Origin of the sequence: Mycoplasma sp. 4463 (genome assembly GCF_048381515.1) — a bacterium.
Classification (GTDB): Bacteria; Bacillota_I; Bacilli_A; order Mycoplasmatales; family Metamycoplasmataceae; genus Mycoplasmopsis.
Genome location: NZ_JBLWID010000021.1, coordinates 1 through 15776, shown reverse-complemented (window position 1 = coordinate 15776; position 15776 = coordinate 1). Strand labels below are relative to the sequence as shown.

Sequence of the window (15776 nt, the reverse complement as noted above, 5' to 3'; positions counted from 1 at the left end):
ATGTGTAGTATCAAATTCTAAAAAGACATTGATAGACTTTATTTCTTAACACTTTTTAACTCATGATTATATATATAATTTTGAGTTGCTGATATCACAAGCAAGTGGTGGGTGCTAAGAAAAAAAATAGGGTCTATGTTCATTTAATCACAACACAAAATTTCGACCAATAATCTCTTTCAAAACTGAAGGAGATTTTTTGTATGCAAAACTTTGAAAATATCAAAATCAAAGGTGTAGGTTCAGTAATAACTGAATGAATGGAAAAACCAAACTTGAATCAAATGACTTTAAAAGGGACAGGGTTTAAGTTTATAGACAACGAACTTCAGGGGTTAAGACCTTCACAATTTATTGTTTTAGGAGGAAGACCCGGTACAGGAAAAACAACCTTTTTAATTAACTTAATAAATGAACTCAATAGTTCATTAGATAAAGATGAGTGTGTGTTGTTCATCTCGTTAGAACAAACTGCTTCAGAGATTACACAAAAGCTTTTTTCTATGAATACGTTCTATGAATTAAAAAACTTTTATGAGTCTTTAAATATAGTTGAAGATTTAAAAGCTTTCAATAAGATGGGTTTTGATAGAGTGATTGAAAACTCAAAATGTTATTTTGTAGATGACCCTGATATAAGAGCAGAACACATTAAAAACTTAATTGTGTTCTTTGAGCAAAGAACACAAAAGAAAGTTAGAGCTGTTTTCATAGACCATATACAAATACTTTCAACAGCAAAACATTTCTCTAGTAAATATGAACAAACTTCATATATATCAAGAATATTAAAAAAGTTAGCTTTAGATACATCCATTCCAGTTGTTGCTCTTTCTCAAATGAGCAGAGACTGAACAACTTCACAACAAAGAAAACCAAAAGCAACTAAAAAAGCAAATGAAAAAGGACAGCAACCTACACCAGTTGAAAAGTTAAAAGCAGAACCACCTGTTCTTACTGATTTAAGAGACAGTGGAAGTATAGAACAAGATGCTGATATTGTGTTGTTTCTATATGAGAGAGACATTGAAGAGAATAAAGAGAGAAACAATTATTCAATGGTTAATTTATCAATTGCTAAAAACAGGAATGGATGTATAGGAAAAGAGCAAGAGATTGTATTCATTCAACCTTTAGCTTTAATGATTGAATTAACGCAAGAAAATCAAGCTTGAATTGTTAGTGCTTTTAGAAATCTAGAGAAACAAAGAAAGGAAAGAGAAAATGGAAAACAATAAAACAATCAACTACACCTTTCACAAAGGTTTCTCATATTGTGAAGGTGTAGTGTATGTTAAAGAAGTAGGTCAATTAATTACAAAAACAACACAAAGTGGTTTTGAAGTTAAAGAATTATATGTTGATGTTCTTTATGCTGATAAATTTCATTCAGAGAACTACAGACCAACACCTGCTTCAGCTAAATTAAAATTCACAGGAAAGCAAGCAGAGCAAGCATCTAAAGAAATTCAAGTGGGACACTTCTTAAATTTCTATGGAAGTGTGTTAGCAAATGATTTCAATAATGAACACACCAATCATATATTTAATACATTTATGTATCTAATTTATCACTATCAGATACTTAACAAATACGTATCAGAGGTTATTGCTTACCATATAGCAGATGCTTATAAAGCAGTCCAAGGAACATTTATTTTTGTAAATGCTTCAGTCGAATTATTAACTGATGAAATTAGAACAGAGAAAAACTTTGTATATTGCAAAGCTGCTATTCCATTAAAAGACAATCAAAAGAAATTTTTAACATTAATCAAAACCTTAAAAGTAAGACACCCTGCTATGATGGATGGAGCAGTTCCACCAATATATGAATCACCTTATCTAAACAAAAAAGGTTCAAGAGCATTTGTAAAGTTTGTCCCTTTAGTTCAAAAGAACTTATCAAAAGATGAAAAGACAACATATTATCAAGTGTATGGGAGTTATGAAGAACTTTCAATGGTTGAAGAACCACAAGAAAAACCAACAGAGACAAAACCAAAACACGAATCAGGTTTTGAATTTGTAGAAGAAAAGTAGGAAGTTAATATGTCGTTGTTTCCACTCGAAAAATTAAAGGAGATATTACACTATACAGACCTTCCAGACAACCCTGCTTTTGATGCTTTTGAAAGCTCTGAATTCTTTGAAATTCAGAGTGGAGCAAAAGGGGTTTCAAAATCTTTCAATGGTGCTATTATCACACTTTATAGATTAGCTAATGAAACCAACTTTAACTCTGTTTGATGTAGAAATCAATACAACCATATTAAGAATACATTGATACCAATGTTTCAAAAAGCAGCAGACTTTTTAGAAACAAAACACAAAATCAATATCAAGAGATATTTAGTCTTTACACAAGATGCTATCTACTGAAGTGATGGGACTGATACCAAAACAAGTAGAAAAATATTGTTTCAAAACTTTGAAAAGATTCAAGCATTCCAAGGTATCACATTACCAAAAGCAGATTATTATTTTGGAGAGTTGGTTATTGATGAACCAATTGAAGACCCTGAAAATACAAACTATACACCAAGTCAATTAAGAGATTTATATCAGAATCAAAGAGAAAATATACCTTTATTAATTCAAAACACCGTTTTGAGAACTAAAGCACCACAAGATACAAAATTAAAAGTTAAGTTCTTTTATAACATTTTTACAACAGAGCATTTTTTAATAACTGATTATCATAATAAGGTTATTCCATTAATTTCACACAATGGAACAACTAACATTCAAGTGTTAGATAAATTAGTTAAAGATAAATTTATTTATGAAACGTCTCCAACGTTCTCTGAAGGTTTAGGTATTAATGTAATTATGTATTCAAAACTATTCACTCCAAATAGCGAAATGAGCGAAATACAAAAAAAACAATTTGAACTTTTAAAATCAACTAACTTTAGATTGTGAGTTATTACTGTAGCGGGTTTTGCTTTTGTTAATGAAGATAAACAAAGTGCTTTCTATCTTAAAAGTTTAATCTATGATAACAACAATTTTAATAGAAATATTGAGTTCATTACAAAAGAGCAAGTATCAGAGTTTATAAGAGCAGGAAAAGTTTTAGGTGTTTTTGATGGATACGACCCCGGGAAGAGCGATAATGCTTCTTGATGTAGAACGCTGCTTTTAGATGATGGGAAGATTGTAATATTAGATGCTATAGAAGACCTTAAAAGGTTCTTCAAACATAGACCAACAAGAGTTGAAGTTAATAAGTTATTGATTGATTTGATTATTAAAAGCAATATTTGAATATTCGAAGAGTTAAAAAATTCTTATCATACAAATGAATTTTTTAACTTAAACAAATTTGAGAATGTTATCTTAACAGATAATGACCACGTAAGCGATTATGTAAATCTGGAACTTCAACAATTAGCTAACAAGTTTCCAGATTTCAAAATATATTCAAGATTAGCAAATAGAAAAGATACGAGAACTGAAAAGTTCGGTATCGAAAGCAGACAAAGATGAACAGAGTGAATCTTTGGGAATAATATGGTGTATATCTTAAATACAAATGATACAACAAAGCTATTAGAGAACTTATCAAAGCAATATGTTGAACCTGGAGAAAAGAAAAGAGATGAAACTGTTTTTCCAGAGATATATGACTTAATAAATGCTTTTGAAATGTCTAACAGCTTAACATACAAAAAGCAGAAAGTGCTTTGAAATTTAGCACAGCAAGGAGAGAATTATGGCGTTAGATAATGAAGCAATTTTCAAAAAAGGAGCTATGGTCATAAATAACTCCATTATTCCAACAGAGATTGATAATGAATTCAAAATCAACTCAAGAAGCTTTTTCGAAAAGCAGGGAGCATTGCTTCAAGTTTCTGAATTAGCAACTGAACTTCCCACTTTTGAGTTTACTAATGGAAAAGAAGAGTTTGATGCTTTCTTAAAGAGAAATGATTTTCTTTCAATTATTCAACAACTAGAAAAGTTCTTATTCACAAAAGGAATTTGAGCTTTAGGAATTCAAAACAATAAAAAGGTTGTTTTAGCTCAAGTTGTCGATTACGAAACCAATGATGATAATGAGTTAGTTTATTTACAAATTAACACAGGTAAGTTATCAAATGGAGTTGATGAATATAACACATTTACAACATATGATTTATTAAACAATAAAGGTTATGTTGAAAAGTCAATTATTGATAAGAACGGAAAGAGACAACCACTTTCAAGCTTATTAGGTAAAAGATACAAACAAGAAATATTCAAAGATAACTTTATTCCTTTTGTTATCTTCAAAAACAATTCAACAGGACAAGCAGAGATGGACTTAATAGACCAAGAACTTTTTGCTCTGTTAGACATTAAGTTGAGCGCTTTATATTTTGATAGTTTCTTATCTGCTCCGATTCCTTTAATCAATTGAGATTTAGGAAACTCTAAATCTAACAGTGTGTCTAAATCATTGTTCTCATTAGGAAAGGATAGAATTATTCAAACACACTCAATAGCACCTTATAGTGACCAAATGGTTAAACCTTTCGAAATAGCGCAGTCACAAAGCACAGCACTTTCAACAATTCAATCAATCGAAAGCATTATGTATTGAATCAAACAAGCTTTAATCTTCAAAAAAGATTCAACTGATGGTGGAACTCACAACATCCATTCAGTGGAAGCACAACAATTAAACAGTTCATATAATCACTATATTGAAGGTAAAGCAAACTTAAGAGAGATATATTATGAGAAGTTCGCTAGATTAGTGTTGAGAGTGTTAGGATTAGATTATTTACAAGATATCAATGTTATAACAACTAGTTCTTCAAAATATTTAGAACAACAAGCAAAAATATTATCAACTGACCAAAATGGGGTTCTATTAAATAGAAACCAAGACATTCGACAAACAAAAACAAATGAGGTAAGTGATGAACTTCAACAATAACACTTCAAAGCTTTTTGTTTATAAGATTGAATCAAATAAACCTTTAAGCTTCATCAAACATAGTATCAATGTTATTAACTTACCAGAACCTGAAGAGTTTGATGTTATTAAGTTAAACCACACAAAACTATCAAACACCTTATTAGATGATGGTAATGTTAGCAATGAATTGTTTAACTCTTACACAATTACAGGAGATAGTGATTTATATAACTATCTAGAAGTTGAACCATCTAAAAACATCTTTTATCTTTTCACATTTGATAGTCCTTATGTGACTCAATTCAATGAGTTCTATATTATCGAAAACAAAATTGATAATATGCAACTCAACGATGTGTTAGAAGCATATGCTGATATAACACTTACACAATTAGACTATTACAAAGAACTTCATAACATTGACTTTCATTTTAAGTTTCAAGGAAATGAAACAACAATTAACCAATTAGATGATTTAGTCATTAAGACAAATAAGGGTGCTTTAATCAACTCAATTAATCTTTTAGATGATAAGTATCAAATTATTAAAGCAACTAATAAATCTCAAAGTCCTTATATGCTCATCATTAACCCTTTTAATGTTAAAGGAAATAATTACTCTCTGAACTTCTGAAGTTTAGCAGGCAATAACTTCATTCCATTAAAAGAATATTTGAATAATAGAGATGTAAGAAATGAATATATTGACTTTTGCAAGTATTTGGTCAATGTTTCTAAGATAGTTAGAACATCATTTCAAGGAATGAATGAAGAACAACTGAAGAAATTTGAAGAGAAGTATGGGAAGATATCTGACTTAAAAAACTGAACAGACCAACAAGTTCAGAATAAGTTAAACGAATATGTTGTTAATGGTTATTATCACAAGACAAACATTTTAAAAGCATACTTATTAGCATTTTCGAATGATATAAACTCCACTTATGCTTTCAAAGGTGGGTTTAACAGCGAGAATATGCTTTATAGTCCTTTAGTGGTTTGATACCATAACAACAATGCCAAATGATTCTCATATATGTATGACATAAATACAAATAATGAAATTCATTCAAGATTACAAAACAACTTTCTTAATAATAACATTGTAAAGTTTAATGGTTCAAACATTCAACTTTCACTTGTTCCAAATGTATTGGAAGAAAAAGACTATTCAGCAACACCGATTGAGTTTAACGATAAGACTTATAACTTCAATTATGTATCATATCTATTCTTAACACCACAAGGGTTTAAAAAATTAGTTGATTATAGTTCATATGCTAATGAAGATTATGAAAATAAATTCATTAGGAAAAGAATTCCAATTTGCTATAAGAAAGATGTTAAATCAGTATCAGATGTAGGCGGTCTTGCTCCACATAGTAATGTTACATATTATGATGGTTGATTGCTAACTCCATCAATGTGAGCTGATCTTCTACATATGTACCCTGATATTGATACAAAACAGACAAATTCAACAGGTAAATTATGAAATATATTTGATACAAAGGTTGAGATAAGAGAGAATGATACTTCTGATTCAATGATTTTCTTGAAGAAAATAGTCAGAGAATACATCGACCAAAAGATTAGAGAAACACAAAATATTGATAACAGTTATACATTAAGCAAGATATTCTATTTAACTAAATATGGACAATATGCTAATTCTAATGGTAACTCATTTAAAGAATTTTGTGATAACAATTTAGATTTATCAAAAGAAGAACAAAATTTCTTTATAGATAACAAAGAAAAATTCAAACAATTTGGATACTGAAAAGACAGTTGCTATGGAATAGTTGAATTAATGTATGAAAAGCAAGTTAATTCAAACTATTCTCCAAGTGAATTTTATGACTTACTAAAAGACACTATATTCAATACACCAGAAGAGTTTGTTAATTCAACGGGACTTACTGAAGCAGATTTTCTAGAATCATTCACAATTCACAAAGAACAACCAGAGCAAATTAATTCAATCGAAATTCGAGCATTATGATTAGACTGAATAGAAATTTCAGGAACTAAATTCATAACAAAAAACAAACCATATAACAAAATTATTTTCTGATAAGAAAGGACAAGGAACTGCAGCCTTATAAAGACAGAACATTATGGAAATTATCAAGAAGATTTCACAAAAATTAGGTCTTTCTGACCAAGAAACTTTTCAAAAATTAGGTTTATCTGAAGATGCTAAAAGAACTCAAATTCTCAATGCTTTAGATACATATGCTATTTTTGAAACAAAAGAAGAATTAGAGAACTATATTAAAACAAAGTTATCAAATAAAGAACAAGAGATTGAAACTCTAAAATCAACTCTCTCTGAATTTGAAACAACAAAAGAACTCTATTCAAAACTTATTGAAGAGAATAAATTAGCAAAAGAAAATATTAAGTTAATTGTTGATAATACCATTGATACAATGAACTTTAAAGGAAAAGTTAACAAAGAAAATATTGAGCTCAATAATTTAGATTTTACTAATTTAAAAACTTCAATATTAAAACAAGCTTCTGAACTAGGTTGAGAAGTTAAAGAAGAAACACCAGAACCAACACAAAGCAAAGAACCACAACAAGAGTTCAAAGCTAAGTATTGAGGTAATGGAATAATCATAGATTAAAGGAGATAAATATGTTAAATACACAAATTAAATCAATTTTAACAAGTGAAAAGAGTTTAGTAGATGCATCAAACTCAAACTCACCAATTACACTTTCACAAATCACAGCAACACAATTAGTTGATTATTACAAAGATAGATCACTTTTCTCAAAATACTCACAAGGGAACACAGTTTTAGAAGTTTCACAAAGAAGCATTTCTGTTATGTTGAACCCTTCAACTGTATTTAAAAACAGAACTGATGGAATTGGAGCTGGGACACCTGATAAGTTCAGATTAGGAAAACAAGTTTCAGTAAGCTGAAATGAACCTTTAGTTGCTTATGAAGGGCTTACAGCTCAAGAAAAAGAATTGTTACCAATTGATATTGCTTCAATTAAGCTTTCAAAGATGTCTCAAGACTTCGTTAGATTAACAGAAAGAACAGCATTCAATCTTTTAGAAAACAAAGCTATTGAAAACAGCAAAGTTTCAGTTATTGATTTTGAAACAAAAACTCCTGCTGAATATAAAAAAGAAATTGTTAAGTTAGCAACAAAACTTACATTAACATATTCACCAGAACAAGGAATCGACCAAATTGCACCAGATGATATTTTGATATCTATTCACCCTGTAGCATTTGACTATTTAGCAGATGCTGGGGTTGTTGGAGACAGAGCAAAAGAAACATTTGATGGTGGTCAATACTCAATTGGTTACATCGGTGGTTACAAAGTTGTTTCTAACCCTTTTCTTAACCAATTAGATGTGTTAGTCGCTCCAACATTCGTTGGTTTAAGAGCAGTCAATGCTATCAAAATGTATATGGGACCAATTGATAATGCATCTGCTGATATTGTTGTAAGAGCAGAAATTGCTAATGCTTTAGGTGTCTTATACAATGGGTTAGTTTATGGTATTGCTTCAAGTGCTAAAACTAAACAAAATGAAGACAAATTCATTACTGAACCAGCAACAAGAGATTAGACAGTTATGCTTTTAGTTTTCAAAGAACCTCAAATTAAGTATGAATCAACACAAGAGAGATTATCTTATTTAAGAGCTATCAGAGAAGACAAGGAGAAGAAAGAAGAAACAATTTGAAGCAAAATATTCAAAGCTGTTTCTTCTTTTTTTATAGACGTTGTTTTAGAGGTAGCAATTGATGCTTTAAGTGTGGTATTACCAATTGGAGCTGTTCCTTTACAACTTATCAAGATAGGAGCAAGGTTTGTAAAGAATGTAATTGTTTCATTGGTAGAAAATAAAGGGGCAGTTGATTGAGGTGCTATTGCTATATCAACTGCTATTGAAACAGCAACCTTTGGTTTAGCAAAAGGACTTTCATATATTAGGAAAGTAACCAAGTTTGGTAAAAACATCACTAAAGGTATTCAAGCAACTAAAAAAGCTGTTTCATTTATTAAGCAAGGACTAACACAAAAGATTGAAACGATTACAAAGACTGCTTTTAAGTATGTTGATAAATATAAACTAATTAAAAGCAACACAATTAGAAAGTTTGTAAATGCTAAAACAATAAACAAAGTAATTCAGACAGGGAAAGAGTTTTTCTCAATTGTAAAGAACCCTTTTAGTTTAGTGACTAAATTATCAACAAAAGCACAACAATTAGTCAAAAAGAATATTAAAGACAAAATGGTTAGATTACAAGCTTCTTATTATAAAAAGCAATTACAAAATCAAATCATTAAGAAGAAGGTAATTAATCCAAAAACAGCAAACAAATATATTAGAGCAAATAGATTAGCAAATAAAGGACAATTCTATTTTAATAGTTCGTGAATTAGTGGAATAAGACTTTATGATGAAAGATATTGAGACCAAAGCAATGATGTTTCATTCTTCTTATACTTTAAGAGAGATGCAACTAAATCAAAGAACTTTCCAAAAGGAAAAAGACCCTTACAATTCACAATGTCTTATGAAGAGATGTTTAACTTCTTAAAAGCTCCATCAAAAGGACAATATTATTTGGACAATTGAGCTTGAGGTTGAGATATGGGAAGAATAAGAATAGACACATCAACAGAGTTTGAAGTTGATAAGTTAGCTCAAAGAGATTTTCTTAAGAGATTCAGATTAGCAGAGCATTATGCTACAGCTGATGCTTTAGATGAAACATTATTTCAAACAAACCAATATGATAAATATGTTAAAAAACACAGAACAAACAAGACACAACTATTTGCTTATCAAACCACAAATGCTAAAGGTAAAAAAGTACTTAAATTTACACCTTATATTTACGGTAATGAATCACGAACATTTACAAAACAAGCGAAGAGAATAAAAAGGACAAAATAAGATGGACAGACAAGAAGTTTTATTTATCAAAAATATGGGTCTATCATTTGAAGAGTTTAAAAGCTCTGAATTCAATATGCTAGTCCCTTTCAAGACACCAAAAAAACTCTCTAATTTAATGAGTGAGTTATCAGATGAAGAAATATATAACAGAGTAATTTACAGTGTTTATAACTCTGTTAATGCTTTAATAAACAGTGTTGTATCATTAGTTGCTAAAAAAGTTGATTACAATGTGGAGCAGTTTAAAAATGCTATTGGGGATGATAGATATCAATTGCTTAAAAAATCAATGTTCCACGAAGTAAATAACAGATATACAAATAATGCTATTCCTGAAGTTAATTCAAGACTTACACTTTTAGGTGGTTCTGCTCAAGTATTAGGAACACAAAGAGAGTTTGTATTTGCTGAACAACATTTGAACCCGATTGCTGCTAAATTGCTTTATGATGGGGAATGAGACAGTTTAGGGGTTGAAATTGTTAAAGGTTTAGACAAGCTATCAGGTTTTATTTCGACAACTGATTTTGATAAGGTAAATGAAGATATTAAAGGGTTTAAAAAGACAGTTGAAACAAAGACAGAACAAATAGACACAGATATTAGAAACCTTAAGTTATCAGCCGAAAGAATGCCTTCGTCAATGGAGTGAGCAGAGATTAGAAAGAATATTCAAATGGACAAAGTCCAAGCAAATCAAATTTTAGATAACATTAACAAAATTGAGCAACTAGAAGCTGAAAGAACTAGGTTAGAGAATGCTCTAAATCAAGAGATTGAAGCTTTTTCAACATTCAAAAGAAACTATGAAGAGCAATACACTAACACACTTCAAAGCATCAATGAAGTAAGAGCAGCAGATGAAGAGAAATGAAATTCAATATATCCTAAATTAACACTCTGAAAAGAAAATATTGATTTGAAAATTGAAGAAGTTTATGACGGCTTATTTGGAAGTGATGATTATGCTGAAGGAGAACCGGAACCAGGATTTCTTAAACAAGTTGAAGAAAAGTTTAAAGAGCTAGTTCAAAACATTGAAGAGCTTAAAAATGCAAAACCAAGCAAAGAATCTATCACAGCTCTTTTTAAAATGGCTACAAGAATGAGGGAAGAGTTAGATTCACATCCTTGAAATAGCGATATTATGGATTTATCAGAAACAGTTAATGAGATGGGAACAACACTACCTTGAGCTATTAACACAACTGAACAAGAGCAATTCACAGGTGAATATCTAGATGGTTTCCCTGTATATAAGAAGCTAGTTAAATATGAAACTGAATGAAGTAACGACACACCTTCAACATTAATAGCAGGAGTTAAAGACTTAGTGAATATTGAGGGGAGTTTTTCTGCTTATTCATCAACTGATGAACCACAAAATAGAAAGCAATTTCCAATCTTACAAATATCACATGCAGCTATAGGAGCACAAGGAGATTACTTCTATGTTGAGAATAATGAACTTAAGTTCAAAGCAGGACAAAAAACACCATACATTTACAGAGAAGCAGTTGATAAAATTGCAATCAATGTTGTTATCAAATATACAAAATCAACAGACACACAATTAACAATATGAGATAGAGCATCTAACCATAGAGACCCCATATCTCCAAGCGAATATGCTATATTAGTAGCACGCTTTAAGAATAGTTCAAGGTAAAAAATGAGTGAAAATGTAATTACAGCAATAGCAGGAGCAGGTGGTTCTGTTGCTGTTATTGCTTTGATGTATGTTGTTTATTGATTAATAACTAAATACAAACAAAACAAGCAGTCAAACAATGTAAATAAGTCTGCTAATCACATTAACATAACAAACACAAAACAAGGAGATGAAGTGAACGCATTGATTCATCTAATAGAACAGCAAACAAAGAAAATAGATGATATTAACAAAAGATTAAGAAACATTGAACTTTCACAAGATAGATATAATGCTGCTTTTAAGGTATATGTTGAAAACAATGGTGTATCTAATGATGTGAAAAAGATAGTTAAACAAATTATTGATGGAGAAAATTAAAATGGACAAGATAAGACAATTTTTCAAAAAGATTTTAGATTTCTTTAAGTGAATGAAAGTTCATTCAATAGATGCTGCTATTGCAGTGCTAGAGAATGTCCCTTTAGAGCAAGAAGAGCTCGAAAGACTTAAAGAGATTATTAAGACCAAGGACAAAGAAAAAACAGCAGTTTAAGCTGTTTTTTTGTTTGTATTGAGTTTCTTAATCTTTCATTGTTGGTTCTGCTTGAAAGCAATGTAAGGAGTAGCAGAGTGCTTTTTTGAATATTCTAATAAGTTAGTCAAATCATATTCATTATTATGATTATCGTGTGGTTTAACTTGTATAAATATAAGTTCATTATTTGGGTTGGTTCCGTATAAATCAACTTTGTATTTCATATCAACAAAAGAAGAAGTTGCTTTGATTTTGAAGTTTGCTTTATTAAGTAAATTAGCAAGCTGTAGTTCTTTTCTGAAGTTTATAAAAGTCATATACATTAAAATATGTTTATATTGTGGGTATAAGTCAAGGTCAATTTCTTTTGTATGCATTCACTTTATCATATGAGTTTTAAATGTTAGTGAAAACTTCGAATCAAATTCAGTAAATGAAGAAGGAAGGTTTTTTCAGAGATATTCTTTTATATCTATTCCAAGCTCTCCGAAGTTTGGAAGTTTGATTTTTTCTTTAATCATAATTATTTTAAAAACTTATCCCTTTGATATTTGTCTGAGTAATGCGTTTTTAAATAATATGTCGTTGTTCTATGGATTATCTCATAGATACCTTCAAAAACATCATTAAAGTTATTTGCATCGTTTTGATTTTGTCTATCAATATAATCATATAATTGTCTCTTTAAGAAGTCTAAAAATTCTGTTTCAACACTTCAAAATACTTCTAATTTAGAAATAAAGGAAATTACAGAAAACTTCTTATATGTTCAGAATAGTTTATCAGCAAAAGACATTTGAACCATTAACTTCAAAGATTCTTTATTTGCAAGTATGGTAATCAATGAAATAACATTCTCATAACTTTGTTTTTGTTTCCTGAAATCTCTAAGTTCTCTGAAGTATCTTTTAAGCTTTTCTCATTTTCTTTCTTTTGGTTCTGTGAATAGCAAAAGTTCAGATGGTATTTTTGTTTTCTTCATTATTTGTCCCCTTTAGATTCTTTGAATGCTTTTATTTTTTTAACTAATTTAATAGCTTCTGATTCAGTTAAGTTAGAACATACTTTATTGGTTCATAACTTTAAAACTTTAAGGTATGAATGAAAGACTGTCCCATCTTCTTCTATCTTGCAAATATATGAGTTAAAATCATCAGAAATAGAGTTTTTGAACTTACTATCATAAACATAGTTTTCTTCCCTTACAAAGTCGTTTATTTCTTTAATAGGACAAGTTATAAATTCCTTTGAAGTTAAAAGTTTTGAAGTGATTTCTGTTATTTTTAATATTTGTGAATGATTAATTGTTTTCATTGTTTCCTCTTTCAAGTAATTCAATTTGTTTTCTTAATTTTTCATTTTCTTTTGCTAATTTTTGATTTTCTAATCTTTCAGCTTCTAACAGTGCTAATTGTTTCTTTTCATTGATGAGAGCGATATCTTTAAAGTCTCTAAGTTGTTCAATTTCTCTCATCATTTCAGCTTGATTAATGAGTTTAAGTCTTGCTGGGTCAGTAGCATCTTTAACTATCTTCGCTAACTCTTCAGGTGTTTGAATTATGTATGTATTTATTAATGTTGTTGTGTCTTTATGACCTGTTGATTTTTGAATTTTCACAATGTCTGTATTGTTTCTATATTGATTGGTAACAAATGCTTTTCTGAATGTGTGAATTGTAATTGGTTTATCAGCAAACTCTGGTAAGTCTCTTTTTAGTTCAGCTATAAACCTTGTGAATTGATAATTCATATCTCTAGGGAATTTTGAATTATCAATGAATTCTTCATATAAAGGTCAATACTCTTTAGAGATGTTGTAAGCTCTAAAATTGTTGTTCTTGTTAGCTTGTGTATATGATGAATACACTTCTATTTCTTCCATATATACAAAGTTGTCTTTATTAGCTAAAACATTGCAAATTTCACTAAATCTAGCACCGTTTTCGATAGCAAATAAGACAAACGAAGCAACACCCTTTGAATTATCATAGTTGAGCGCATATTTCTTTATTTTAGAAAGTTCAACAACATCTGGAACATATGTTGCTGCTTTAACTGTTTTGATATTCGGAATGATTGAAACATCATAAACAAACTTTTGTTGTAGTTGGTTGTATTTTGTTATCAATGATTTAAGCATTGAGAAGAATGTTTGTTGTGAGCTAGGTTTTAATCTATCTCTGTAATCTTTTATTACTGTTTTAAGTTCTTCATTTGATGGTTCTGGTGTAGAGAAACATTTAAAGAAGTTATCAAAGAAATATTTATATGTCTGTCTTGTTTTTGAGTTATGTAAATTATCAACATAAATTTTTGAGTATTCTTTTAAGTTCATTGTGTAAATAATCAAACTTTAAACTTTTCCCTGTTGATTTTTGTGCTATACTATTCATAAGGAAATCAACAGGGTTCGAGTTAAAGTTGATTTCCTTTCTTTTTTTATTTTCAAAGTTTGAAGCAGTTAAGTTAATAAATAAAGTCAGAGATTAAACAAGCATCTCTGACTTCTCTTTTTTTAACATACTTAAAAGATATTGCACATATACAACTAAAAGAATAGCTGTAAGTTTCACTGTATGCTAAACAAGGTTCGAGATTTGTTTAACTGCATAAATATTATAACACCAATTTTTTATTTTTCTCAAAATATTTTTTTATTTAACAAAATATATATTTTATTTATAAAATAAATAAAATATATGGTATAATATAAATGATATTTAAGGAGAGACAAATTTACAAAACAAGCATACAAAAAATCTCTTTCGTTTCTTAAGTATCACTGAACTCCAATCAGCCATAAAGTGACCTTTCTTTGTAGAGATAAATGTAATACAAAAGCTAAAGCAAACTCACTTTTGGAGTTCTTTTATTTTGAAGAGTAAGCTGATACAAAATCAATTTATTATAGTTATAGATGCTGCTAGGAACTGAAAAGTTTTTTTCATTAATTATTCTTTTCTAAATTTAAAGAAATTGAACATTAATATATTATATTTTTCAAACTCAATTGTTGAGTTAGGTTATTACAAATAAGAATAAAGAGATTCTTTCTCCTTAAAAGATTTTCAAAAAAGTCAAATTGCATTCAAAGGGTCAGAGTAAAAGAGCGATTTAAACAGTGATTAACATTGCTGTTTTTTTATTACTTTGATGCTATCAACTTACACATAGACCGCTGATAGAAATAACGTAAGCATATATAGTATATAAATATACTATATATGCAATAACATAATATGTATTTAAAAATATGTTAGAATAGTTTTTAAATACATATTATGTATATATACTAATATATAAAATATATTCATTATAAATATATTTTATATATTAGATATTAGTGTATATATCTTATATATACCTTATTTAATTTTTCCACTGTAGGAAGAAATTAAATAAGGTAATAAGGTATATATTTATATTTTAAAAATCATAATATTGTGTCTATATAGTTTGTTTTTCTCTGTTAAAATAATAGTAAGAAGATTATTGGTTGTTTTATGTCTTTTTAAAATATAAATAACAACACTTATTCTATTGAACTATTGAAAGACTTACTGTCCTCGTCTTGTGCTCCTGTTTGCTGACGACAAAACAAGGAGCTCAAGAACTTCGGACGGTTACTATTATGATAGTTAAGATATCATATGTGTAGTATCAAATTCTAAAAAGACATTGATAGACTTTATTTCTTAACACTTTTTAACTCATGATTATATATATA

15 protein-coding genes are annotated in these 15776 nt (G+C 29.0%); 11 read left to right on the top strand and 4 right to left on the bottom strand.

The features are described 5' to 3' along the window. Positions 1–203: 203 nt before the first annotated feature. The 11 genes from ACNF36_RS02240 to ACNF36_RS02190 are packed head-to-tail and all read left to right on the top strand — an operon-like array spanning position 204 to position 12067. Positions 204–1238 carry a DnaB-like helicase C-terminal domain-containing protein gene (locus tag ACNF36_RS02240; protein WP_418303576.1) on the top strand — a complete coding sequence of 345 codons (1035 nt, stop codon included), beginning with the start codon at positions 204–206 and terminating at the stop codon, positions 1236–1238. Then, the gene (locus ACNF36_RS02235) at positions 1225–2043 is read left to right on the top strand and encodes a hypothetical protein (protein WP_418303575.1); all 819 of its coding nucleotides are present in this window, start codon (positions 1225–1227) and stop codon (positions 2041–2043) included. Before ACNF36_RS02240 ends, ACNF36_RS02235 begins: the two co-directional genes overlap by 14 nt. A 9-nt stretch (positions 2044–2052) precedes the next feature. Further along, positions 2053–3732, top strand: a complete 1680-nt coding sequence (locus tag ACNF36_RS02230; protein ID WP_418303574.1) for a hypothetical protein — start codon at positions 2053–2055, stop codon at positions 3730–3732. Continuing rightward, positions 3719–4927 (top strand): hypothetical protein, encoded by a 1209-nt coding sequence (locus ACNF36_RS02225; RefSeq protein ID WP_418303573.1) that lies wholly within the window; start codon positions 3719–3721, stop codon positions 4925–4927. The genes ACNF36_RS02230 and ACNF36_RS02225 overlap by 14 nt, the downstream gene beginning before the upstream one ends. Further along, entirely contained in the window at positions 4911–6989 is a 2079-nt protein-coding gene (locus ACNF36_RS02220; protein ID WP_418303572.1) for a hypothetical protein, read from the top strand. The genes ACNF36_RS02225 and ACNF36_RS02220 overlap by 17 nt, the downstream gene beginning before the upstream one ends. 40 nt (positions 6990–7029) lie before the next feature. Next, positions 7030–7545 (top strand): hypothetical protein, encoded by a 516-nt coding sequence (locus ACNF36_RS02215; protein WP_323177460.1) that lies wholly within the window; start codon positions 7030–7032, stop codon positions 7543–7545. An 11-nt stretch (positions 7546–7556) separates the two neighbouring features. Next, the gene (locus ACNF36_RS02210; RefSeq protein WP_418303571.1) at positions 7557–8516 is read left to right on the top strand and encodes a hypothetical protein; all 960 of its coding nucleotides are present in this window, start codon (positions 7557–7559) and stop codon (positions 8514–8516) included. Between the two features lie 6 nt (positions 8517–8522). After that, a complete protein-coding gene (locus ACNF36_RS02205; protein ID WP_418303570.1) occupies positions 8523–9857 on the top strand; it encodes a hypothetical protein in 1335 nt (444 codons plus the stop codon). A gap of 1 nt (position 9858) precedes the next feature. After that, the gene (locus ACNF36_RS02200; protein ID WP_418303569.1) at positions 9859–11529 is read left to right on the top strand and encodes a hypothetical protein; all 1671 of its coding nucleotides are present in this window, start codon (positions 9859–9861) and stop codon (positions 11527–11529) included. Between the two features lie 3 nt (positions 11530–11532). Further along, positions 11533–11892, top strand: coding sequence for a hypothetical protein (locus ACNF36_RS02195; protein WP_418303568.1), 360 nt, complete (start codon positions 11533–11535; stop codon positions 11890–11892). Between the two features lies 1 nt (position 11893). Then, positions 11894–12067, top strand: a complete 174-nt coding sequence (locus ACNF36_RS02190) for a hypothetical protein (RefSeq protein ID WP_418303567.1) — start codon at positions 11894–11896, stop codon at positions 12065–12067. Here the strand turns inward: ACNF36_RS02190 and ACNF36_RS02185 are convergent. From ACNF36_RS02185 to ACNF36_RS02170, 4 genes are read right to left on the bottom strand one after another with little or no spacing between them, the layout of a single operon-like run. Next, positions 12064–12570 (bottom strand): hypothetical protein, encoded by a 507-nt coding sequence (locus tag ACNF36_RS02185; RefSeq protein WP_323177454.1) that lies wholly within the window; start codon positions 12568–12570, stop codon positions 12064–12066. The two genes, ACNF36_RS02190 and ACNF36_RS02185, sit on opposite strands and share 4 nt — an antisense overlap. Before the next feature lie 2 nt (positions 12571–12572). Further along, the gene (locus tag ACNF36_RS02180) at positions 12573–13031 is read right to left on the bottom strand and encodes a hypothetical protein (protein ID WP_323177453.1); all 459 of its coding nucleotides are present in this window, start codon (positions 13029–13031) and stop codon (positions 12573–12575) included. Further along, the gene (locus ACNF36_RS02175) at positions 13031–13363 is read right to left on the bottom strand and encodes a hypothetical protein (protein ID WP_323177452.1); all 333 of its coding nucleotides are present in this window, start codon (positions 13361–13363) and stop codon (positions 13031–13033) included. The genes ACNF36_RS02180 and ACNF36_RS02175 overlap by 1 nt, the downstream gene beginning before the upstream one ends. Beyond that, on the bottom strand, positions 13350–14384 hold the full coding sequence (locus ACNF36_RS02170) for a tyrosine-type recombinase/integrase (protein WP_418303566.1): 1035 nt from the start codon (positions 14382–14384) through the stop codon (positions 13350–13352). Before ACNF36_RS02170 ends, ACNF36_RS02175 begins: the two co-directional genes overlap by 14 nt. Positions 14385–15776 lie beyond the last annotated feature (1392 nt).